Raw genomic sequence first — 22219 nt, forward strand, 5'->3', positions numbered from 1 at the left:
CAGGACCACGGAAGCCCAGCCGCCCATCGACAACCAGCCCCGAAGATCGGGCCCCCGTCAGCGCCCGCCCGGCGCCCGCTGCTGGCGCAGTACCGCCACTCGGCGGTACAGCTCGACGGCTTCGGCGGCGCGGCCGAGTTGTTCCAGGCAGTGGGCCTCGTCGTTGCGGCTGGCGAGGGTGTCGGGGTGGTCTGGGCCGAGGACGCGTTCGCGGGCGGCGGCCACGCGGCGGTATTCGGTGAGGGCGTCGGACCAGCGGCCCAGCCAGCCGAGGCCGACGGCGACCTCGCGGCGGCTGACCAGGGTGTCGGGGTGGTCGGGGCCGAGGACGCGTTCGCGGATGGCGCAGACGTCGCGGGACTCGGCGAGGGCCTCCTCCCAGCGGCCCAGGCGGCCGAGGTTGACGCCGAGGCCGTGCCGGGCCCGCAGGGTCTCGGGGTGGGTGGGGCCCTGGACGCGGGTGCGGTCGTCGATCAGGTCGCGGTAGAGGGTGAGCGCCTCCGCGCTGCGGCCCAGGCGGCCGAGGCTGATGCCGACCTCGTAGCGGGCGGCGAGGGTGTCGGCGTGGTCGGGGCCGAGGGCCTGGGCGCGGGCCTCGGCGACCTCGCGGTAGGTCTGCAGGGCCTCCGGCCAGCGGTCCAACTGGCCGAGCGCGTAGGCGACTTCGTAGCGGGTGACGAGGGTGTCGGGGTGCTGGGGCCCCAGCACGCGGGCGCGGGCGGCGGCCACCTCGCAGGCCATGCGGTAGGAGTCCTCCAGGCGGCCGAGTCTGCTGAGGTTGAAGGCGAGGTTGTGGCGGCAGCGCAGGGTGTCGGGGTGGTCGGGGCCCATGCCGCGCTCCCGTGCGGCGAGCACGGCGGTGTACACCTGGTGAGCGTCGAAGTGACGCCCCAACTGGCCCAGCACGTACGCCATTTCCTGACGGGCGGCGAGCGTGTCGGGGTGGTCGGCGCCGAGCGCGCGGGTTCGCGCGGCGGCCACGAACTTGTACTCCTGCAGGGCGTCGGCGGCGCGGCCGGTGCGGCTGAGCGTGAAGGCGACCTCGTAGCGGCTGGCGAGGGTGTCGGGGTGGTCGGGGCCGAGGAGGTGGGCGCGTTCGGCGGCGACCGCGCGGTGCACCTCGCCGGCCTCCGCCCAGCGGCCGAGGCGTCCCAGGCTGAGCCCGGCGTTGTGCCGTCCGGCGAGGGCGGTGAGGACCTGCGCGGAGGGCGCGGGGGGCCGGTCGGGGGCGGGGCCCTCGCCCCGTCCGCCCGCGGGCCGGGCAATCCATTCACCGGTGAGGCCCGCTCCGGCGTCCGGAGGCGTGGCGCCGAGGCCGGCGCCGGTCGCCTTGTGGCCGGTGGTCATGCCGCGCGTCCAGGAGGGCAGCCGGGGCTCGCGGGAGGGGACCTGCTCCGGCGGTCGGAGCACCGGCTGCGGGGTCACGACGGTCGGTACGTACGCCGGTGTCGTGCGGCCCGCGGTGATACGGCGGCCCAGCTCCCGTGCGTCGTGCGGGCGTTGCTCGGGGAGCTTGGCCAGCAGGTCCAGGATGATCTTCTCCAGGTATTCGGGGAGCTCGGCCCGCCGACTGCGCGGCGGCCGGGGTGGGGTGTCGCGGTGGCCGACGAGGATCGCCCAGGCGTCGTCGAGGTCGAACGGCGGGACCCCGGTGGCGATCTCGTACAGGACACAGCCCAGCGAGTACAGGTCGCTGCGCTGGTCGACCTCCGAGCCGCCGATCTGCTCGGGCGACATGTAGTGCGGGGTGCCCATGGCGATGCCGGTGCCGGTGAGCCGCGAGGTGAAGCCGATGTCGTGGCCGAGGCGGGCGATGCCGAAGTCGCAGATCTTCACCGTGCCGTCCGCCAGCCGCATGATGTTGGCGGGTTTCAGGTCGCGGTGCACGATGCCCTGCTGGTGGGTGTAGGCGAGGGCGGAGGCGACCTGGTCGGCGATCTCGACGACGTCGCCGACCGGCAGCGGGTGGTGCTTGTTGTCCTCCAGGAGCTGGGAGAGGTTGCGGCCCTCCAGGAGTTCCATCACCAGGTAGAGGATGCCGTCGTACTCCCCGAAGTCGTGCACGACGGTGATCCCGCGGTGCTGGAGGGCGGCGGCCACGCGGGCCTCGCGGCGAAAGCGTTCCCTGAGGACCCGGGTGAAGGACTGGTCGTGGTGCGGGCCGAGGGGCTTGAGGCACTTCACGGCGACATGCCGGCCGAGCGACTCGTCGCGCGATCGCCACACCTCGCCCATGCCGCCCCGCCCGATCAGGTCGAGCAGCCGGTACCGGCCCTGGATCAGCCTGCTGTCCCCCATCTGCTGCGATCGCCCCCGTTACTTTTCGTCCCGCCCACCCCTGGCTCGTCCAGTATGGCGAGCTATCGTCCGAGTTTGTACGGTGCCGGGCGGGAGCCGGGGCCGAGCCGTGACATGGCACGCAGGATGTGTTTGGGCGGGAGTTGCCAGCGCAGACGTGCGGGAATGCAGCGAAGCAGGTTGCCTGTGGCACGCAGTTGGAGGGTGACGGTGTCGGGTTTCGGGGCGGGTCTGCCGTACAGCTCGTGGGCGTACGGCGGCAGGGCGGCGTACGCCAGTCGGGCCACGCGCCGCCACAACACCTCGCGCGCGGGGACGAGCAGGGGGTGCGTCGGCGGGCGTAGCAGGAAGTCGTCCACTTCGCGTGCTTCTGGTCCGACAGCGAGTTCGGGCCGTACCTTCTCGAAGTAGGCGGCCATCTCCTCCTGGTTGGCCGGTACGACGTCGGGGTCGAGGCCCACCAGGCGGGCGCCGGCGCGCTGTTCGCCGATGTAGCGGTCGGCCTGCGCGTCGGTGAGCGGGAAGCCGGAGCGGCGCGCGACCTGCAGATAGGAGTCGATCTCGGCGCAGTGCACCCACAGCAGCAGCTCGGGTTCGTCGACGCCGTACCGCTCCCCCGTGTCCGGGTCGGTCGCCGACAGCATGGTGTGGATCTTCCGGACGCGGGCGCCGGCCCGTTCGGCGGCCTCGGTGGTGCCGTAGGTGATGGTGCCGACGAAGTTGGCGGTGCGCATCAGCCGGCCCCACGCGTCGTTGCGGCCACTCTTTTGACGATTAAACGCAGTGGAGTTCTGCATGACGCCTCGTACGGCCCGCGGGTGCAGCGCCTGGAGGTAGAGCGCGCGGACTCCGGCGACCCACATCATCGGGTCGCCGTGCATCTGCCAGGTCACCGAGGACGGTCCGAAGAGCCCGGGGTCGCCTGCCTGGATGTCCGTCACCTCTGCAGGCTAACGCCGGACCCTGGGCATCCCCAGACCGATCCACGAGATGATCTCCCGCTGGATCTCGTTGTTGCCGCCGCCGAAGGTGAAGATCACGGCGGAGCGGTAGCCGCGCTCCAGTTCGCCGTGCAGGACCGCACCCGCGGAGCCCTCCTTCAGCGCGCCCGCCGCGCCGACGATCTCCATCAGCCAGGCGTAGGCGTCCCGGCGCGCCTCGGAGCCGTAGACCTTGACCGCGGAGGCGTCCTGCGGGGTGAGGGTGCCGTTCTGGACGGCGTGCACCATCCGCCAGTTGAGCAGCTTCATCGCGTCGAGTCTGGTGTGGGTCTGGGCGAGGCGGCGGCGCACCCAGGGCAGGTCGATGACGCGGCGGCCGTCGGCGAGTTTGGTCTCCGTGGCCCAGCGCTGCACGTCCTGCAGGGCGCGGATGGCCATGGTGCCGTGGGCGGCGAGGGTGACGCGCTCGTGGTTGAGCTGGTTGGTGATCAGCCGCCAGCCCTGGTTCTCGGCGCCGACGCGGCGGGAGACGGGGACGCGGATGTTCTCGTAGTAGCTCGCCGTGGTGTCGTGCGAGGCGAGGGTGTTGATGACGGTGCAGGAGTAGCCGGGGTCGGTGGTGGGGACGAGGAGCATGGTGATGCCCTTGTGGGGCGGGGCATCGGGGTCGGTGCGGGTCGCCAGCCACACCCAGTCCGCGGTGTCGCCGTTGGTGGTCCAGATCTTCTGCCCGTTGACGACGTACTCTCCCCCGCTCTCGAATTCACTCGAGCGGGAGGTGCCCCCATCGTCCCGTACGGCGCGCGTCTTCAGGGACGCGAGGTCCGTCCCCGCGTCGGGCTCGCTGTAGCCGATCGCGAAGTCGATCTCGCCGGCGAGGATCTTGGGCAGGAAGTACTCCTTCTGCTCGTCCGTGCCGAACTGCATGATCGTAGGGCCGACGGTGTTCAGCGCCATCAGCGGCAGCGGTACACCGGCCTGCGCGGCCTCGTCGAAGAAGATGAACTGCTCCATCGCGGTCAGCCCGCGCCCGCCGTACTCCTTCGGCCAGCCCACGCCGAGCCAGCCGTCGGCGCCCAGGCGCCGGATGGTCTCGCGGTAGAAACGTTTCTGGGCGGCCGGGTCGCCATGCCGGGCGTAGGCGTTGTCCGGCACCAACTCGGCGAAGTACGAGCGCAGTTCAGTGCGCAGCCGCTGCTGCTCGGGCGTGTATTCGAGGTGCACGGCGCCTCCAGGCTTCGCAGGCCGGTCCTGACGGCGCACACCGTAGAACGTGTTCCAGAAATTGGGAATGGCGAGGGACAGGGAAAGGGCCCCCGGTCGACGACCGGGGGCCCTTTGCCGAGTGACCTGGTGGAACCGGTCAGTGGGCAACGGGAGTTGGCTGGGCGGCGCCGTTCGCCCGCACCGGCCTCGGGACGAGCACCCGCTCCGCCAGCACCCCGAAGACCAGCCCGAAGGAGGCCCACAGGGTCAACTGGACGGCCAGGGCCGCCAGTCGGAACTGCCAGAGCAGGGTGGCGGAGAAGTCCCTGGGGACCTCGTTGAAGGACGGCAGGAACGCGTACGCGAGCCCGATGGTGAGGACCAGGAACGCCCCTGCGGCGAGGGTCGCGTTCCAGTTGCCCAGGCGGGGCGCGAGGCGCCTGCCCAGGATGACGGCGGCGACGGCCAGCAGCACGCTCAGCACCACCATCAGGAAGTACAGCGTGGTGCGTTTGCCGATGGTGTCGGGGTCGCCGACGGACGGCGGGTTGGCCGGGTACTTCAGGAACGGCACGACGTACACGGCGATCAGCCCGGCGGCCGCCAGGAGCAGCGCGCTCGCGCGCGGCCCGAAGCGGCCGATGCGGCCGAGCGCGAAGCAGTACGCGAGGGCGGCGATGCCGCCGAACGCGACGCCGTAGACCAGAACACCGGTGGACAGGCCCGCGGTGGACTGCATCGTGCGGCTGACGGCTTCGACGCCGTGCTCGTGGGAGTGCGCCTGCTCGTAGGCGATGGCCGCGTCCACGCGCGGTTCACCGAGGAAGTAGGCGACGACGAGGGCGAGCAGGCCCGCGGCGAGTCCCGCGAGCATGCCGCGCACCAGGAGGTTGCGGACGGTTGCCGAGTTCATGGGCGGCCGTGCTCTCTCGCCGCCCTCAGTGGCAGGGGAAGCCGAGCAGGTGGCGGGCGTCGTGCACCCACTCGTGGACGTTGTCCCCGCTCATCACGGAGGTGGCGCCCTGCTCGGCGCCGACGAAGTAGAGCAGAACCAGCATCAGGATGCCGAAGAAGACCGCCCAGGGGACGATCGCGCCGATCGGCAGCTTTGCCGGTACGGCGGTGGGGGTGATGGTCGGCTGAGCGACAGACTGCGCCATGGCAGGCCCTCCTGGGGAACTCGCGTCCCGTCTCGGTGGTGCACGCGACGACGGGGCGGGTCTGACTCGCCCGGCACACACCCAGGGTGCGTGCCCGGCATACAGTGGCGCGACCGTGCCGGAATTCCACCGGCTTCCGCTGTGCCGTCGTCAATATCCACGAGAAGGTACCGCGAAGCGGAGGTGGGGCCAAGGGCGCACGGGACGGCCGTGAGCGCCCCTGGTGAGCCGTTTTCGCCGCCGGATCATGGTCAGTTCAAGGATTTCGAAGCGATGCCGAGCGCGGGAGTGGACATTTGACGAGCCGAGTGATCTTGATCTCACCTGCGATCACCGCGGCCCTCAGGGAGGCCCGCTTCGACGACGGGTGCCCGCTGGACGCCTCGGGACTGCGGCAGGCAAAGGCAGCCGCAGGCACGCTGCCGGCGGCGGAACGGGTCTGGGTCTCCCCCACCGTGCGCTGCCGCGAGACGGCCGTCGCTCTCGGCCTCGACGCCGTGGAGGCGCCGGAGTTGACGGCACTGGACGCGGGCCGCTGGCGCGGTGCGACGCTGACGGAGGTGAGCGAACGGGAGCCGGAGGCGCTGGCCCGCTGGCTGTCGGACCCCGGGGCCGCACCGCACGGCGGGGAGTCGGTGGCGGCGCTGTGCGACCGGGTGGCGGACTGGCTGGAGACGGTCGCGCAGACACAGGGCCGCACCCTCGCGGTGGTCGAGCCCGAGGCCGTACGGGCCGCCGTGGTCCGGGCGCTCGGGGCGCCGGATTCGGCGTTCTGGCGCGCCGACGTCCCGCCGCTGACGGCGATCGAACTCAGCGGCAGGTCCGGGCGCTGGAACGTGCGCCTCGGGCAGCCGGTCGGCGCCCCGCTGTGATCGTCAGTTCAGCGTGGCGAGGAATTCCGTGCACGCCTCGGCGCACTGCCGGCAGGCCTTCGCGCCGTCCTCGGCACCCGGCAGCCGGTCGAAGGCATGCGCACACTCCAGGCACACGGTGCGGCACCACTCCACCTGGATGCGGATGGCGGACTCGTCCAATCGGTTCTGCTCGGACAGCACACGGCAGGTCGCGTCGCACACCTCCGCGCACATGATGCCCTTGCGTCGTACCTGTTCCTGCTCCTCCGTGCCGTCCGGGTCCACGAGGCTCGCGCGCAGAGCACACGCGCGTGCGCACTCGGTGCACGCCTGCGCGCAGGCGAAGCGGTCCTCCAGGAACCGGAAGAGCTCCTGCTGGGTCGTCGAAGAAGTCACACCTGGCGGGTTGCCTTCGCCTGTCGCCTCAAACACGGGTACCGAGGTCCGGCCGGGTCGGTTCGGTTGGCGCCGGGTCCCATGGGTACCCGCGAGCCCATGAGCACCTCATGGATGGACATCGCCGCAGGCCGCGGCGCACTCGGAATCGGCTTGGTCGTCGTGGGGGTGGCGGTCGTGGCCCTGCTGATCGGTGCCTTCTTCCTGGGCGCCCGCATCCGTCGCCGCGAACCCGCTCCGCCACGCCCGGAGGATCAGCCGCAGCTGCCGGACGACGGCCCGGTGCGCGAGGTACGGGAGAACCGCGAACCCGCCGAGATCCCCCGCAGCGAGCACCGGCTGACCCCGCACGAGCTGCCCGGTCACGGCAATACGCCGAGCAGGACCAGTGCGTCGCAAAAGCGCAAGCGCTGGAGCGAGGGCAACAGCGGAGCCTTCGGCAGCGGCGGCCCGGGCACCCGCTGACGGTCACCACGTCCGAACGGGCACCGGGAACGAGGAGCGCCTACCGTTCCCGGGCGACTTTCCGCAGGCCTTCACCCGTCTTCACTCAGGGTGGCCGCGACGCCCTGTGCGAGACGCTCGACCGGTGGGCGGCTCGCCGAACGCGGGGATACCGGGCCCTTGCGGCAGCAGCTGAACCACCACGAAGGACACCACGGCGGCCAGCACCACCAGCGCCGCCGTGTCCACGTTGCCCAGCAGGAGCACGACCAGGACCACGCTGCTCACGGGCACCCGCAGGGCCGCGGTCACCGACGCCGCCATCCCGACCGCCATCGCCGGCACCAGCCCCAGACCGGGCAGCGGCGACAGCAGGACACCGGCCGCCCCGCCCAGGAACAGGGCGGGGAAGACGGGTCCGCCGCGCAGGCTGCCCAGGCAGAAGGCGTACGCGAGGGCTTTGAACACCAGCACCGCGACCAGGGCGCCCACCGGCCAGGCGTGCGGGTGCTGCGCCAGGACGGACAGGACGGACTCCCCGGACAGGGCGGCCTCGGCCGGCGAACGGCCGGTGGAGATGGCGTAGAGAGTGATGCATGCCGCCGCTCCCAGCGCGCACAGGGTGGTGTTCCGCACAGTCCGGGTCGTCACGAAGCCGGCCACGAACCTCCCGCCCACGAAGACCCAGTGGATGAGGAAGGCGAGGGCCGGCGCGATCAGCAGGACCCACAGGACGTCCGCCCAGTCGAGCGGTGGCGGACTGGGCAGCCCGATGTCCAGGCTCCCGGTCTCCAGGCCGGTCCAGTGCACGAACCCGGTGAAGATCAGGTCCCCGACTCCGCTGGCCAGCAGGGCCGGCAGCATCACCGCGAACAGCTGCGGCCCGCCCATCCCGGCCACTTCCATCAGGAGCACGGCCCCCACCACCGGGTTCCCGAAGAGCGCCGAGATGGCCGCCGCGGCCCCGGCCGCGCCGAGCAACGCCGTGCTCGCCTCGGTCCGGGGCGCCCGGACCAGACTCGCGAAGAGCAGCGCCAGACCGCCGCCCAGGGCGATCAGCGGCGCCTCGGGACCCAGTACGACCCCGAGTGGCAGTCCGACGAGCGCGGCCACGAGGACACCCGGCAGCGCTTTCTCGGTGATCCCGCCGGCGTGCAGACCGCCCGCCGGGATGTGCCCGCCCCGCCCAGGAAGCCGGGCGACCACCAGACCCACGGTCAGCCCGGCCACCGCCATCAAGGGCAGCGCCCACCACCAGGGCGCCTGCTTCCAGCCCAGGTCCTTGGGCCAGTCGGTCCAGATCAGCTGCTCCAGCTGGTGGAGCGCCACGAGGAACCAGAACGCGAGGAGCGCCACCGGAAGACCGATCAGCCCGCAGAACACCAGCGCCCTGCGGTACTCGGGGCGGCGCAGCATCCTCTGCAGTTGGTCGGCCTCAGGGGGCTGATTCCCCGGCGCGGACACGGCCGCTGCCGAACTCGTCGCGGCGATAGGGTCCTCCTGAGGTCGAGACGCGAGAGGCAATTCACCCCATAACTGGGCAATGTTATCCATTCGGTAATTCATTGCCCGTCACCACGACCACACTGCCGGGCCCCGTGGGCAAAATCCTCCGCCCCGTCACCGGACAACGCGTCACCGGCTGTCGCTGATACCGGTGGTGTCCATCAGGGACGCACGGCCCGCCTCCAGCCGGGCCGCCGGGATCCGGAACGGCGAGCAGGAGACGTAGTCCAGTCCCACGCGGTGGAAGAAGTGGATCGAGTCGGGGTCACCGCCGTGCTCCCCGCACACCCCGGTCTCCAGGCGGGGGTTGACGGCGCGGCCCGCCTCGACGCCGAGCTCCACCAGCCGGCCGACGCCCTCCTGGTCGATCGTCTCGAAGGGCGACACGGAGAAGACGCCCTTGTCGATGTAGAGCGGGAAGAAGGACGCCTCCGCGTCGTCGCGGGACAGGCCCCAGGTGGTCTGGGTGAGGTCGTTGGTGCCGAAGGAGAAGAAGTCGGCCGCCTCTGCGATGCGTCCGGCGGTGAGCGCGGCGCGTGGCAGCTCGATCATCGTGCCGATCGGGCAGTCGAGCCTCAGACCGGTCTCGGTCTCCACCTCGCCGAGCACCAGTTCCGCCTCGGAGCGGGCCAGCCTCAGTTCCTCGACCGTGCCGACCAGCGGGATCATGATCTCGGCCCGCGGGGTGCCGCCCACGCGCAGCCGCTCGACCACGGCCTCGGCGATCGCCTGCACCTGCATGGCCATCAGGCCCGGCACGGCCAGACCCAGGCGGACCCCGCGCAGGCCCAGCATCGGGTTCTGCTCGTGCATCCGCTCCACGGCGGCGAGCAGTTCCCTCTCGTGCGGGTCCGGGTGCTCGGTGCGGGCCAGGCGGACGGCCAGTTCGGTGCGGTCGGGCAGGAACTCGTGCAGCGGCGGATCGATCAGCCGGATCGTCACCGGCAGCCCGTCCATCGCCTCGAGGATGGCGGTGAAGTCGGCCCGCTGCAGCGGCAGCAGGGCGTCCAGCGCCCGTTCGCGTGCGAGGTCGTCGCGGGCCAGGATCATCGCCTCGACCAGTTCCCTGCGCTCGCCGAGGAACATGTGCTCGGTGCGGCACAGCCCGATCCCCTGCGCGCCCAGCGCGCGGGCGCGGACGGCGTCCTCGGGTGTGTCGGCGTTGGCCCGCACCTGCAGGCGGCGCCCCGAGTCGGCGCGGGCCAGAGCGCCCAGCACGGCCTCGGTGAGCGCATCCGTGGCGGTCCCGGTCTCCAGGGCGCGTCCGACGTGGGAGGCGGTGAGCGGCAGGGCACCGAGGTGCACGGTGCCCGCCGTGCCGTCGACGGAGACGACGTCGCCCTCGCGGACCACTGCTCCGGACGCAGCGGTGAACTGCCGCGCGAGCGGGTCCACGGCCAGCTCCTCCGCGCCGCACACGCACACCTTGCCCATGCCGCGCGCGACGACCGCGGCATGGCTGGTTTTGCCGCCGCGGCTGGTCAGCACGGCCTGTGCGGCGATCATGCCGGGCAGGTCGTCGGGGGTCGTCTCGCGGCGGACGAGGACCACCGGCTCGCCGGCTGCGGCACGCCGTACGGCCTCGGTGGAGTCGAAGACGACGGCACCCACCGCGGCGCCCGGCGAGGCGGGCACGCCGTGGGCGAGGGGCACGTCGGTGGTCTTCACGTCGAAGCGGGGAAACATCAGCCGGGACAGCTCGGCGCCGTTCACACGGGCCAGCGCCTCGTCGGCACTGATCGTCCCTTCCTCGCGCAGGTCGTGGGCGATGCGGAAGGCGGCCTCTGCGGTGCGCTTGCCCACCCTGGTCTGCAGGATCCACAGCTTGCCGCGTTCGACGGTGAACTCGACGTCGCACAGGTCGCGGTAGTGCCTCTCAAGGGTGCGCAGATGGTCGCCGAGCTCGACGTAGGCCCGGGGGTCGAGGGACCTGAGCTCGCGCAGGGGCAGCGCGTCACGCACGCCTGCGACGACGTCCTCGCCCTGCGCGTCGGGCAGATAGTCGCCGTACATGCCGCGTTCTCCGGTGGCGGGGTCGCGGGTGAAGGCGACGCCCGTGCCGGAGTCGGCGCCCAGATTGCCGAAGACCATGGCCTGTACGTTGACGGCGGTGCCGAGGTCCTCCGGGATGTGTTCGCGGTGGCGGTAGACGTGGGCGCGTTCGGTGTTCCAGGAGTCGAAGACCGCGCGGACGGCGCGGGCGAGCTGGTCGGCCGGGTCCTGCGGGAAGTCCTCGCCGGTCTCCTTGCGGATGACGGCCTTGAACTCCTCGGTGAGCGCCATGAGTTCGCCGACGTCGAGGTCGTGGTCGTCCGCCATGGGGGCTCCCCCGGTCGAGCGAAGGCGAGACTGGGGGAGCGCGGCGATGGCCTGTTCGAACAGGTCGCCGTCCACGCCCATCACGGTGTGCCCGAACATCTGGATGAGCCTGCGGTAGGAGTCCCAGGCGAACCGCTCCTGCCCGGAGGCCTTGGCGAGCCCGTTGACCGACCGGTCGTTGAGCCCGATGTCGAGGATGGTGTCCATCATGCCGGGCATGGAGAAGCGGGCGCCCGAGCGCACGGACACCAGCAGGGGGTCGTCGGGGGCGCCGAGGGTCCGTCCCATGGCCCGCTCCAGACCGGCCAGGGCCTGGGCGGCCTCGACGCCGAGTTCGGGCGGTTCCTCGCCCGTGGCCAGGTAGACCTTGCAGGCGTCGGTGGTGACGGTGAATCCGGGCGGGACGGGCAGGCCGATCCGGGTCATCTCGGCGAGTCCGGCGCCCTTGCCGCCGAGCAGGGCCGCCATGTCGCGGCCGCCCTCGGCGAATCCGTACACGTACTTCGTCGGCTTGGTCATCGCGGCCTCTCAGTCATGGGGTACGACGGCCACGGGGCAGCCGACGTGGTGGATGGCGGCGTGGGCGACCGGGCCGGTACGGGGGGCGGTGGGCCGCCCGGTCCTGCGGCGGCCCACGACGAGCAGGCTCGCCCCGGACGCGGCCCGCACCAGTACCGAGGCCGCGCGGCCCTCGGTCACGGTCTCGACGACCTGGACCCCGGGGTACTTCTCGCGCCACACCTGGAGGACGGCGGTCAGGAAGCCGAGCCACTCCTCGGCCCGGTCCGGGCGGTTCACCAGGCCGATGTCCCCGGAGCCGAGCCCGATGGGTGAGGGCTGCTGCCAGGCGTGCACGACCTTCAGCCGCGAGCGCCGCAGCCGGGCCTCCTCGAAGGCGAACTCGATCACCTCGTCGCAGGGGTCGGCGAGGTCGATGCCGAGGACGACGTCCCGGTATCCGGTGCGGGTGGACCCGGCGCCGTCGTCGTCCGGCAGATGCTCGTCGGCGGCCTCCTCACCGGCCCTGACGAGGACGACGGGCCTGCCGGCCCCCGCCACCACACCCAGGGCGACCGAACCGACCAGGAACCCGGTGAAGCCGCTGAGACCGCGCGAACCCACCACCAGCAGGGCGGCTTGTTCGGCCGCCTTCAGCAGGGCGGCGGTCGCGGGGCCCTCGACCTGCTCCTGGTCGAGCTTCACGGCGGAGCAGGTGCGGCGGATGCGGTCCTCCGCCTGGCGCAGGGACCGCTGGGCGAGGTGGCGCTGTGCTGCGGTGGCGATCTCGCCGTCCTCCTGGCGGGGGTGCCAGTTCCAGGCGTGCACGAGCCGCAGCGGCAGGTCGCGGCGTACCGCCTCCCGGGCGGCCCACTCGGCGGCGGCGAGACTCTCGGCGGATCCGTCGACTCCGGCGATGACGGGCGGAAGCATGGTGCGCACCTCCTGCGCTCGGTCTGCTCCTCGCTGCCAGCTTCGTACCGTGGCCTACCGGCGGGTATGGGCCGCCAGGTCTCCAACCGGGTCCGTTCGGCCCCTGCGCACGCCGGGGGGCGGACGGCGAGGGTGGGGAGATCCCCGCTCGGAAGGCGGCACACCATGCAACGAGTGATCATCGCCGGTGTCGACAGGTCGGCATGCAGCCGTGCCGCGGCCGAGTGGGCGACACGCGAGGCGCTGCTGCGCGGGCTGCCCCTGCGGGTGGTGCACGTGGTACCGCCGGCCCCCTTGGACCCGGTGGAGCAGTGGCCGTACCGTCCGGCGGCCGTGGCGGACCACGTGGTGGCCGAACTCGTCGAGCGGCACCCGGCGCTGCGGGTGCGCGGCGAGAGCCACACCGGGATGCCCGCCCCCGTCCTGCGTGCTGTGGGCGAGGAGGCGGAGCTGGTCGTGCTCGGCCGGCGTGGCGAGGGCGGTGGCGCCGGGAGCACGGTGGGCGCCACCGCAGCGCGCCTGGCGGAGGGGTCCGCCGGGCCGGTGGTCCTGGTGCCCGGTCCGCTCGACGGCCAGGGTCCGCCGCGCCCGTCCGCCGGCGTGACCGTCGGCGTCGACGTCCGGGACCCGGTCGGCGGCCCGCTCGACTTCGCCTTCGAGGCGGCCCGGCTGCGCGGTGCACGGCTGCATGCGGTGTACGCCTGGAAGCTGCCCGCGGCCGCTGCCGCTTCGCCCTTCCCCGTGCTGGAGGAGGACCGCGCCACCTGGGAGGACCAGGAGGTGCAGCTGCTGTCCGACGTGCTGCGGCCGTGGCGCACGAAGTACCCCGACGTCGACGTCCTCGAGGACGTCATGCTGTTCCCCCCGGTGGAGGCCCTGGTCCACGCCTCGGAAGGTGCCGAGCTGGTGGTGGTCGGGCGGCGTTCCGCCCCGGGTGCCACCCTCCGGGAGCTGCTGGAGCGCTCCCGTCGCCCGGTGGCCGTCGTCCCCGCATGATCGGGGGAGGGTCGGCCCCGGCGCTTGGGTCGTTCGGCCCCTGTAGGACCGGATGGCGTCGGCGCACCGTGAGGACCATGAGGACGCGTGCGCGGATCGCCGTCATCGGCGTCGGCAACGAGTTCCGGCGCGACGACGGCGTGGGCTGGGCCGTGCTCGCCCGGCTGCGCGAACGGGCCGCCCAGCGGCCGCTGCCGCCGGGGACCGTGCTCGCGACCTGCGACGGCGAGCCCGGACGGCTGATCGGGCTGTGGGAGGGCGCGGATCTCGCGGTGGTCGTGGACGCCGCCCATGCCCACCCGGGCGTGCCCGGCCGTGTGCACCGCCTCGAACTCGCGGGCGGTCTCCTGGCGCAGCCGCAGACGACCAGCTCGCACGGCCTCGGTCTCGGCGAGGCCGTCGAACTCGCCCGTGCGCTTGGCGTGTTGCCCGCGCACCTCGTCGTGTACGCCGTGGAGGGCGCCGAGAGCGCGCTGGGCACCGGCCTCTCCCCCGCCGTCGAGGACGCCGTGGAACCCCTCGGCCGGGCCGTCGAGTCCGAGCTCGACCGGTACCGGAAGACCGCGGCCGGGAGGCCGGCATGACCGTGCGGCGCTTCCATGTGGAGGGGATCGTCCAGGGCGTCGGCTTCCGCCCCTTCGTGTACCGCACCGCGTCCGCGCTCGGCCTGGACGGCTGGGTGGCCAATGTCAACGGGCACGTGGAGGGCGAGGTCACGGGACCGCCGGGCACCATTGACGAGTTCGCGATCCGGCTGCGCACCGACGCGCCGGCCCTCGCCCGGGTGCGCCGCGTCCGGCTGAGCGGCGAGGGCACACCTGAGCAGACGTATGGCCGGGGTTTCCAGGTACGACACAGCGCACCCGTAGGCATGGACGCGGCGCCGCGCGAGATCCCGCCCGACGCGGCGATCTGCGAAGCCTGCCTGGCCGAGCTGCACGACCCTCGCGACCGCCGCCACCGCTACCCGTTCATCAACTGCACGGACTGCGGGCCGCGCGCCACGATCATCGAGGACCTGCCCTACGACCGGATCCGCACCAGCATGCGCCGCTTCCCGCTGTGTGCCCGGTGCGCCGCCGAGTACGCCGATCCGCGCGACCGGCGCTTCCACGCCGAACCCGTCGCCTGCCCCGCCTGCGGTCCCCGGCTGGCCTGGGAGGACCTGCGCGGTGAGGAGGCGCTGCGGGCGGCGGTGAAGACCGTCGAGGCGGGTGGGATCGTCGCGCTGAAGGGGCTCGGCGGCTACCAGCTCGTGTGCGACGCGGGCGATCCGGCGGCCGTGTCGGAGCTGCGGCGCCGCAAGCACCGTCCGACGAAGCCGTTCGCGGTCATGGTCCGTGACCTCGGCACGGCCACCCGCCTGGCGCGGATCGGCGCCGCGGAGGAGCAGGCGCTGACGTCCCCGGAGCGCCCGGTGGTACTGCTCGCCCGGCGCCGGTGGCACGGCACTGCCCCGCTCGCCCACGAGGTGCACCCCGGCCTGGGCCGCGTCGGACTGTTCCTGCCCACCACCGGCCTGCACCACCTCCTCCTCGACGAGCTGGCACGTCCTCTCGTGGTGACCAGCGGCAACCTCAGCGACGAGCCGATCGCCGTCGACGACACCGACGCCCGGCGCACGCTGGCCGGTGTCGCGGACGGCTTCCTCACCCACGACCGGCCGATCCGCTCCCGCTACGACGACTCGGTGGTGCAGTTCACCGGGCGGATCCGGATCACGGTCCGCCGGGCCCGCGGGCTGGCCCCCGCCCCCTTGCCGCTGTCCGTGCGTGAGCCGGTCGCCGGGGCCGGCGCCCAGCTCAAGCACACCTTCACCCTGGCCGCCGACGGCCGGGCCCATCTCGGTCCGCACACCGGAGATCTGGCCGATGTGGCCGCCCATGAGGCGTTTCTGGCGTCGTACGAGCACCTCAAGCGCCTCACCGGCATCGAACCCGCGGTCCTCGCCCACGACCTGCACCCCGGTTATCTGTCCACGCAGTGGGCCGAGGCGCAGCCGCTGCGCCGCATCGCGGTGCAGCACCATCACGCGCACGTGGCCGCCTGCGCGGCCGAGCACGGCGTGCAGGGGCACTTCCTCGGTGTCGCCTACGACGGCCTGGGACTGGGCGACGACGGCACGCTGTGGGGCGGCGAGATCCTCGTCGCCGATCTGAGCGGCTACCGTCGCGTGGGCAGGTTCGCGACCGCGCCCTTGGCCGGCGGCGACGCGGCGGTACGCCATCCTTCCCGCACGGCGCTGGGCCAGCTGTTCGGCGCCGAGACGCTGGGCTCGCCGCGTCCGTATCCCTGGCTCACCCGCGCCTTCACGGACCGGCTCGATCCGGCCGAGGTCTCCGCCGTACGCGCGATGGTCGCCCGGGGCGTGAACTGCCCGCGCGCCTCCAGCGCCGGACGGCTCTTCGACACGGTCGCCGCACTGCTGGGGCTGTGCGACCGGGCCGGCTACGAGGGCGAGGCGGCCGTCCTGCTCGAAGCGGCCGCGGGCGCCGAGCACGCCGCGGCCCTGGCCCATCGGGTGGTCCGGGCGCAGGGTCTGTGGGTGTACGACTCCGCGCCGACGCTGGCCGATCTGCTGGAGCGGCGGCTGGACGGGGAGCCGGTGGCGCGGCTCGCCGCGGCCTTCCATATGACGCTCGGGATCGTCACCGCGGAGCTCGTCGCGCGCGCGGTGGCCGAGGGCGCGCCGCGCACGGTGTGTCTCGGCGGTGGCTGCTTCGTCAACCGCCGTCTGCTGACGGAGGTGAGGCGGCGGCTGCACGCACAGGGGCTGCGGGTGCTGGTCGGCGGTCAGGTCCCGGTCGGGGACGGCGGCATCAGTTACGGCCAGGCGGCGGTCGCCGCCGCACGGCTGGCCGGAGAGAGGTGAGCACACATGTGCCTGGGCATCCCGGGACGGGTTGTGGAGATCCACGACGATGCGGGGCTGCGGATGGCCACGGTGGATTTCGGCGGGATACGGCGCGAGGTCTGTCTGAGCTGCACGCCCGAGGCGGATGTGGGCGCGTACGTGATCGTGCACGTCGGATTTGCGATCACCTTGGTCGACGAAGCGGAGGCTCGACGGACGCTGGACGTGCTGCGGGCCATGGCGGGGGCCGTTGAGGGGGAACTGGGCGAGGCCCTTCCCTAGTGCTCGGCCGGCGGAGCGATGGGCGGCAGGCCATGTCTCCGCCGCGAGCCACGTGCCGGCCGCCGCCCGCGGTGGGCGCGCCGCGAGGCACGCTCGGCCCGGCGCTGCATCCGGCGGGCCCACTGCCTGGCGTTCCTGCAAGCCACGTGCCGACCGCAGCCCACATGCCGGCCGCAAGCCAGGTGCCGGCCGCGAGCCGTCTGTGGCTGAGCCCGCCCACGCGGCGGAGCCGCACATCGATACGGCCCCGCGCCCCTTTCGGGGCGCCGCAGGTCCGGTCGGCTTGTGCGGCTGGGCCAGTTGGCCCCTGCCTGACGCGGCGGGCGCCGTCAGAAGCTGAGAGTGGAGTCAGCGACGAGGAGGAACGACATGAGCGCAGCCCCGGCCGTGCTCGATCGGGACGGGCTCAGTGCCCTGGTCGCGGTGCTGGTGGCGGACGGACGGACCGTCGTCGGGCCGACCGTCCGCGACGGTGCGATCGTGCTGTCCGAGCTGACCTCCGCGGATGCCCTGCCGTACGGCTGGGGTGTCGAGCTGGAGGCCGGACGGTACCGCCTGGTGCCCCGCGAGGACGGCGCCGTCTTCGCGCACAGCGCGGGCCCGCAGTCCTGGAAGAACTTCCTGCATCCGTCCCGTGAGCAGCTGTGGAGCGCCGACCGGACGGCCGAGGGCGAGGTGACGTTCACCGCGCACGAGCCCGCGGCCCCGGCATACGCCTTCCTCGGTGTCCGGCCCTGCGACCTGCGGGCCATCGCCATCCAGGACCGCGTGCTGACCGGCGGCCGCTACGAGGACACCGGCTACGGGAAGCGGCGCCGAGGTGCGCTGCTGATCGCCGCCGAGTGCACCGAGCCCGGCGCCACCTGCTTCTGCGTCTCCACCGGTGGAGGACCCGCCGCCGACCCCGGCTACGACCTCGCACTCACCGAGGTGGTCGACCAGGGCGGGCACCGTTTCGTGGTGCGTGTGGGCAGCGAGGAAGGCGCCCGGCTGCTGGACCGGGTTCCGCACCACGGCGCCGACCTGGTCACGGAGGCCACCGCCCGCGCCTCGGTGGACGCGGCCCGCGACCGGATGGGCCGCTCACTGCCCCCGGTCGACCTGCGCTCCCTGATGGGCGCGAGCCTGGACGCCGAACGCTGGAACGACGTCGCCGAGCGCTGTCTGACCTGCGGCAACTGCACCATGGTGTGCCCGACCTGCTTCTGCACCACCACGGAGGAAGTCACCGATCTGACCGGTGACCACACCGAGCGCTGGCAGCGCTGGGACTCCTGCTTCGACCTGGACTTCTCGTATCTGCACGGCGGCTCGGTGCGCCAAACGCCCCGCAGCCGCTACCGGCAGTGGCTCACCCACAAGCTCTCGACCTGGCACGACCAGTTCGACACGACCGGATGCGTGGGCTGCGGGCGCTGCATCGCCTGGTGCCCGGTCGGCATCGACATCACGGAGGAAGTGGCCGCGCTGCAGGCCGAACGCGGAACGGAGTCGGACTGATGCCCCCCTCGATCGCCCTGCGCATGAACCACGCCCTGCCCGCCGAGCACCGCGAGCGGCTGCTGCGGGTCGGCCGCGAGGCCACCTTCCCGCAGGGCAGCCGCCTCTTCGAGGAGGGCGGGCACGCGAACCGGTTCTGGATCATCCGCAGTGGGACGGCCGCCCTCGACATCCACGTTCCCGGCCGCCGCCCGCCGGTCGTCGAGACGCTCGGCGTCGGCGATCTCCTCGGCTGGTCCTGGCTGTACGAGCCGTTCGTGTGGCAGCTCGGCGCGGGGGCCGTCACGCCCTTGCAGGCCTACGAGTTCGATGCCGTCGCCGTCCGTCTGATGTGCCTGGACGACCCCGGGTTCGGGCGTGCCGTGGAGCACTGGGTCGGGCGGGTGCTGGCCCACCGGCTCAATGCGGCCCGCGCCCGGCTGGTCGACCTGTACGGCATCTACGACACGAAGGACGAGCGATGACCGCGCTGCCGGTGCCCCACCGGGTGGTCGCCCGCCGGGCGGAGACCGCCGACACGGTCACGCTCCGGTTCGAACCGGTGGCCACCCCACTCCCCGACTTCCTGCCGGGGCAGTTCGCGATGGTGCACTCCTTCGGGCGTGGCGAGATTCCGGTGTCCGTCAGCTCCGTGCAGGCCACCGGCGGCCTCGCGCACACGATCCGCTCGGTGGGCGCGGTCTCCGACGGGCTGTGCGCGGCCCGGGTGGGTGATGTCCTCGGCATCCGCGGCCCCTACGGCACCGGCTGGGAGTCGGCGCGGGCGCGCGGACGTGACGTCGTGGTCGTGGCGGGCGGCATCGGTTTCGCGCCGCTGCGGCCGCTGATCCTGGCGGTGCTGGCCGAGCCGGCCGCGTACGGGCGTGTGAACGTCCTGATCGGTGCGCGCACCCCGAGCGACCTGATCGCCCGGGCGGAGGTGGTCAGTTGGGCCACCGCGTACACCGGCGTCACGGTGGACCGGCCCGAGGTCGACTGGCGGGGCGACGTCGGCGTGGTCACCCAGCTGCTCGGGCGGGCGCAGTTCGAGCCGCAGGAGACGACGGCGTACGTGTGCGGTCCCGAGCCGATGATCCGGGCCACAGCCCGCGAACTCGCCCACCGCGGTGTGCCCCGCGACCGCATCCAGGTCTCGCTGGAGCGGAACATGCGGTGCGCGACCGGGCACTGCGGCCATTGCCAGCTCGGTCCCCTGCTGGTGTGCCGGGCGGGTCCCGTCGTGGACTGGGGATGCGCGGAACCCCTTCTCTCCGTAAGGGAGTTGTGAGATGACCGCCACCAGGACAAGGCCCCGGCTCGCGGTGTTCAAGCTGGCCTCCTGCGACGGCTGCCAGCTCACCCTGCTGGACTGCGAGGACGAACTCCTGGCGCTGGCGGGCGAGGTGGACATCTCGCACTTCCTGGAGGCCTCCAGCGCGGTGGAAGAGGGCCCCTACGACCTCTCCCTCGTCGAGGGCTCGATCACCACGGCCGAGGACGCCGGGCGGATCCGGGCGATCCGCGCCGCCTCGCGCCACCTGGTGACCATCGGGGCGTGCGCCACGGCCGGCGGCATCCAGGCTCTGAGGAACTTCGCGGACGTCGACGAGTTCCGGCGCACGGTCTACGCACACCCCGAGTACATCTCCACCCTCGCCACCTCCACCCCCGTCTCGGCCCATGTGGACGTCGACTTCGAGCTGCGCGGCTGCCCGATCGACCGCAGGCAGCTCATCGAGGTGATCACCGCGTTCCTCGCCGGCCGCAGGCCGGACGTGCCGAACCACAGCGTGTGCTTCGAGTGCAAGCGGCGCGGCACGGTCTGTGTGACGGTCGCCCACGGCACGCCGTGCCTCGGTCCGGTCACGCACGCCGGGTGCGGTGCGCTCTGCCCGGCCTACCACCGCGGCTGCTTCGGCTGCTTCGGCCCGTCCGGGTCGGTGAACCTGCCCGCGCTGATCCCGCTGCTGCGCCGCGACGGCCTCGACGAGGACGACGTGGAGCGGTTCCTGCACACCTTCAACACGGCGGCTTTCGAAGAGGAGTTGGGCAAGTGACGCACCGCGGATCCCGTGTCCTGCACGTCGGCTCGCTGTCCCGGGTCGAGGGCGAGGGCGCCCTGCGTCTGAACGTCCACGACGGCACGGTCACCGACGCACGGCTGGAGATCTACGAACCGCCGCGCTTCTTCGAGGCGTTCCTGCGCGGGCGTTCGTACACCGAGCCGCCGGACATCACGGCGCGGGTGTGCGGGATCTGCCCGGTGGCCTATCAGATGAGCGCGTGCGCGGCGATCGAGGACGCGTGCGGGGTGACGGTCGACCCGGTGATCCGGGACCTGCGCCGGCTGCTGTACTGCGGGGAGTGGATCGAGAGCCAGGTCCTGCACATCTATCTGCTGCACGCCCCGGACTTCCTGGGCCGTGCGAGCGCGATCGAGCTGGCCCGCACCCACCGGGCGGACGTCGAGCGCGGACTCAGGCTCAAGAAGGCGGGCAACTCCCTGATGGAGCTGATCGGCGGGCGGGCCGTGCACCCCGTCAACGTACGGCTGGGCGGCTTCCACCGGGTGCCGACGCGTGCCGAACTGAGGCCGCTCGCCGAGCAGTTGAAGCAGGCGCTGGACGATGCGTGGGAGACCGTGCGCTGGGTGGCCGGCTTCGAGTTCCCGGATGCCGAGGTCGAGGCCGACCTGCTGGCGCTGGCCGCCCCGGACACCTATGCCATCGAAGGCGGTACGCCGACGGTGCTGCGCGCGGACGGCTCCACCGCTTCCTTCCCCGTGCGGGAGTTCACCGGGCATGTCACCGAGACCCATGTGGAGCACTCCACGGCGCTGCACTCGCGACTGGACGGCCGGCTGCATCTCACCGGCTCGCTCGCCCGGTTCGCGATCGGCGGTGCACGGCTGTCGCCGGTGGCGCTGGAGGCGGCCGTCGAGGCGGGGCTGGGCGATCCGCGCGAGGGCGCGGTGTGCCGCAATCCGTTCCGGTCGATCCTGGTGCGGGCGGTGGAGAGCGTGTACGCCGTCGCGGAGGCGCTGCGGATCATCGACGCCTACGAGCCGCCCTCACAGCCGTACACGGACGTACCTCCGGTCGCGGGCGTCGGCCACGGCGCCACCGAGGCGCCCCGCGGACTCCTCTATCACCGCTACGAACTGGACGCGGACGGTCTGGTGACCAGTGCGCTGCTGGTGCCGCCGACGGCACAGAACCAGGGCGCGATCGAGGACGACCTGCGTCGGCTGACCCAGCGGGCGATCGGCGAACGCGACCCGGACGACGCCGAGTTGACGGCCTTGTGCGAGCGGGCGATCCGCAATCACGACCCGTGCATCTCGTGCTCCACCCACTTCCTCGACCTGACGGTCGTCCGTACCTCATCGGACACCCCGCACGACATTTCGGGAGGCTGCGATGCCTGAATCTCCGTACACCGTGAGCGATGTGATGACGCACACCGTCGTCGCCGTCGGCAGTGAGGCGCCCTTCAAGGAGATCGTCGAACTGCTCGACCAGTGGAAGGTCAGCGCCCTGCCGGTCCTGGCGGGCGAGGGCCGGGTCGTGGGGGTGGTCTCCGAGGCCGATCTGATGGCCAAGGAGGAGTTCCGGGACACCGAGGAGGGTGATCCGGAAGTCCGGAGGAAGGCCGGCGCGATCACCGCGGGCGAGCTGATGAGCACCCCGGCCGTGACCGTGCACGCCGACGCCTCGCTGGCCGAGGCCGCCCGGATCATGGCCCGCCGGCATGTCAAGCGGCTGCCCGTCGTGGACGGGGTCGGCCTGCTCCAGGGCGTGGTCAGCCGTAGTGATCTGCTCAAGGTCTTCCTCCGGGACGACGAGGAGATCGCCGACGAGATCCGGCACAGCGTGCTGGGCCAGCTCCCGGTCCTCACCCCCCTGACCGTGAGCGTGAAGGAGGGCGTGGTCACGCTCGGCGGCCGTCTGCCCGACCGGATGCTCGTGCCCGTGGTGGCGCGGGCGGTGCGGGCGGTGGAGGGGGTCGTGGACATCCGGCTCGATCTCTCGCATCGATGACGCACGCGGAGGG

At 72.6% G+C, this 22219-nt stretch carries 21 protein-coding genes and 1 riboswitch; of the genes, 12 read left to right on the top strand and 9 right to left on the bottom strand.

Annotation, left to right across the window (positions count from 1 at the left end):
• Positions 1 to 57: 57 nt before the first annotated feature.
• From ABD355_RS02475 to ABD355_RS02495, 5 genes are all read right to left on the bottom strand, one after another.
• On the bottom strand, positions 58 to 2298 hold the full coding sequence (locus tag ABD355_RS02475; RefSeq protein WP_344398332.1) for a serine/threonine-protein kinase: 2241 nt from the start codon (positions 2296 to 2298) through the stop codon (positions 58 to 60).
• A 62-nt stretch (positions 2299 to 2360) separates the two neighbouring features.
• Positions 2361 to 3179 (bottom strand): oxygenase MpaB family protein, encoded by an 819-nt coding sequence (locus ABD355_RS02480; protein WP_344399026.1) that lies wholly within the window; start codon positions 3177 to 3179, stop codon positions 2361 to 2363.
• Positions 3180 to 3248: 69 nt separating this feature from the next.
• The gene (locus tag ABD355_RS02485) at positions 3249 to 4463 is read right to left on the bottom strand and encodes an acyl-CoA dehydrogenase family protein (protein ID WP_344398333.1); all 1215 of its coding nucleotides are present in this window, start codon (positions 4461 to 4463) and stop codon (positions 3249 to 3251) included.
• Positions 4464 to 4602: 139 nt separating this feature from the next.
• On the bottom strand, positions 4603 to 5358 hold the full coding sequence (locus ABD355_RS02490; RefSeq protein ID WP_344398334.1) for a CbtA family protein: 756 nt from the start codon (positions 5356 to 5358) through the stop codon (positions 4603 to 4605).
• Between the two features lie 25 nt (positions 5359 to 5383).
• Complete coding sequence (locus ABD355_RS02495) at positions 5384 to 5605, bottom strand: CbtB domain-containing protein (RefSeq protein ID WP_344398336.1); 222 nt, start codon at positions 5603 to 5605, stop codon at positions 5384 to 5386.
• 35 nt (positions 5606 to 5640) lie between these two features.
• Positions 5641 to 5769: riboswitch (cobalamin riboswitch) on the bottom strand.
• Positions 5770 to 5901: 132 nt separating this feature from the next.
• Here ABD355_RS02495 and ABD355_RS02500 point away from each other — a divergent pair.
• The gene (locus tag ABD355_RS02500) at positions 5902 to 6477 is read left to right on the top strand and encodes a histidine phosphatase family protein (RefSeq protein WP_344398337.1); all 576 of its coding nucleotides are present in this window, start codon (positions 5902 to 5904) and stop codon (positions 6475 to 6477) included.
• Between the two features lie 3 nt (positions 6478 to 6480).
• On the opposite strand, the gene ABD355_RS02505 is transcribed toward ABD355_RS02500, so the two are convergent.
• Positions 6481 to 6855: a four-helix bundle copper-binding protein gene (locus ABD355_RS02505; RefSeq protein ID WP_344398338.1), complete on the bottom strand. Its 375-nt coding sequence runs from the start codon at positions 6853 to 6855 to the stop codon at positions 6481 to 6483.
• 99 nt (positions 6856 to 6954) lie between these two features.
• Here ABD355_RS02505 and ABD355_RS02510 point away from each other — a divergent pair, with 99 nt between their 5' ends.
• Entirely contained in the window at positions 6955 to 7320 is a 366-nt protein-coding gene (locus ABD355_RS02510) for a DUF6479 family protein (RefSeq protein ID WP_344398340.1), read from the top strand.
• Positions 7321 to 7401: 81 nt separating this feature from the next.
• Here the strand turns inward: ABD355_RS02510 and ABD355_RS02515 are convergent, their stop codons facing one another.
• From ABD355_RS02515 to ABD355_RS02525, 3 genes are all read right to left on the bottom strand, one after another.
• On the bottom strand, positions 7402 to 8715 hold the full coding sequence (locus ABD355_RS02515; RefSeq protein ID WP_344398341.1) for a chloride channel protein: 1314 nt from the start codon (positions 8713 to 8715) through the stop codon (positions 7402 to 7404).
• A gap of 219 nt (positions 8716 to 8934) precedes the next feature.
• Positions 8935 to 11643, bottom strand: a complete 2709-nt coding sequence (gene ppdK, locus ABD355_RS02520) for a pyruvate, phosphate dikinase (protein WP_344398342.1) — start codon at positions 11641 to 11643, stop codon at positions 8935 to 8937.
• 9 nt (positions 11644 to 11652) lie between these two features.
• Entirely contained in the window at positions 11653 to 12555 is a 903-nt protein-coding gene (locus ABD355_RS02525; RefSeq protein WP_344398343.1) for a universal stress protein, read from the bottom strand.
• Between the two features lie 165 nt (positions 12556 to 12720).
• On the opposite strand from ABD355_RS02525, the gene ABD355_RS02530 reads away from it, so the two are divergent.
• From ABD355_RS02530 to ABD355_RS02575, 10 genes are all read left to right on the top strand, one after another.
• Positions 12721 to 13551, top strand: a complete 831-nt coding sequence (locus ABD355_RS02530) for a universal stress protein (RefSeq protein ID WP_344398345.1) — start codon at positions 12721 to 12723, stop codon at positions 13549 to 13551.
• A gap of 77 nt (positions 13552 to 13628) precedes the next feature.
• Positions 13629 to 14135 carry a hydrogenase maturation protease gene (locus ABD355_RS02535; RefSeq protein WP_344398346.1) on the top strand — a complete coding sequence of 169 codons (507 nt, stop codon included), beginning with the start codon at positions 13629 to 13631 and terminating at the stop codon, positions 14133 to 14135.
• A complete protein-coding gene (hypF, locus tag ABD355_RS02540; RefSeq protein WP_344398347.1) occupies positions 14132 to 16423 on the top strand; it encodes a carbamoyltransferase HypF in 2292 nt (763 codons plus the stop codon). The genes ABD355_RS02535 and hypF overlap by 4 nt, the downstream gene beginning before the upstream one ends.
• Before the next feature lie 6 nt (positions 16424 to 16429).
• The gene (locus ABD355_RS02545) at positions 16430 to 16687 is read left to right on the top strand and encodes a HypC/HybG/HupF family hydrogenase formation chaperone (RefSeq protein WP_344398348.1); all 258 of its coding nucleotides are present in this window, start codon (positions 16430 to 16432) and stop codon (positions 16685 to 16687) included.
• A gap of 369 nt (positions 16688 to 17056) precedes the next feature.
• Positions 17057 to 18187, top strand: a complete 1131-nt coding sequence (locus ABD355_RS02550; protein WP_344398349.1) for a 4Fe-4S dicluster domain-containing protein — start codon at positions 17057 to 17059, stop codon at positions 18185 to 18187.
• The gene (locus ABD355_RS02555) at positions 18187 to 18651 is read left to right on the top strand and encodes a Crp/Fnr family transcriptional regulator (RefSeq protein ID WP_344398350.1); all 465 of its coding nucleotides are present in this window, start codon (positions 18187 to 18189) and stop codon (positions 18649 to 18651) included. Before ABD355_RS02550 ends, ABD355_RS02555 begins: the two co-directional genes overlap by 1 nt.
• On the top strand, positions 18648 to 19454 hold the full coding sequence (locus ABD355_RS02560; protein WP_344398351.1) for an FAD/NAD(P)-binding protein: 807 nt from the start codon (positions 18648 to 18650) through the stop codon (positions 19452 to 19454). Before ABD355_RS02555 ends, ABD355_RS02560 begins: the two co-directional genes overlap by 4 nt.
• Before the next feature lies 1 nt (position 19455).
• Positions 19456 to 20223, top strand: coding sequence for an NADH-quinone oxidoreductase subunit B family protein (locus tag ABD355_RS02565; protein WP_344398353.1), 768 nt, complete (start codon positions 19456 to 19458; stop codon positions 20221 to 20223).
• On the top strand, positions 20220 to 21593 hold the full coding sequence (locus tag ABD355_RS02570) for a Ni/Fe hydrogenase subunit alpha (protein ID WP_344398354.1): 1374 nt from the start codon (positions 20220 to 20222) through the stop codon (positions 21591 to 21593). Before ABD355_RS02565 ends, ABD355_RS02570 begins: the two co-directional genes overlap by 4 nt.
• A complete protein-coding gene (locus ABD355_RS02575; RefSeq protein WP_344398355.1) occupies positions 21586 to 22206 on the top strand; it encodes a CBS domain-containing protein in 621 nt (206 codons plus the stop codon). The genes ABD355_RS02570 and ABD355_RS02575 overlap by 8 nt, the downstream gene beginning before the upstream one ends.
• Positions 22207 to 22219 lie beyond the last annotated feature (13 nt).

It is taken from the genome of Streptomyces longisporus, assembly GCF_039532765.1.
Classification (GTDB): Bacteria; Actinomycetota; Actinomycetes; order Streptomycetales; family Streptomycetaceae; genus Streptomyces; species Streptomyces longisporus.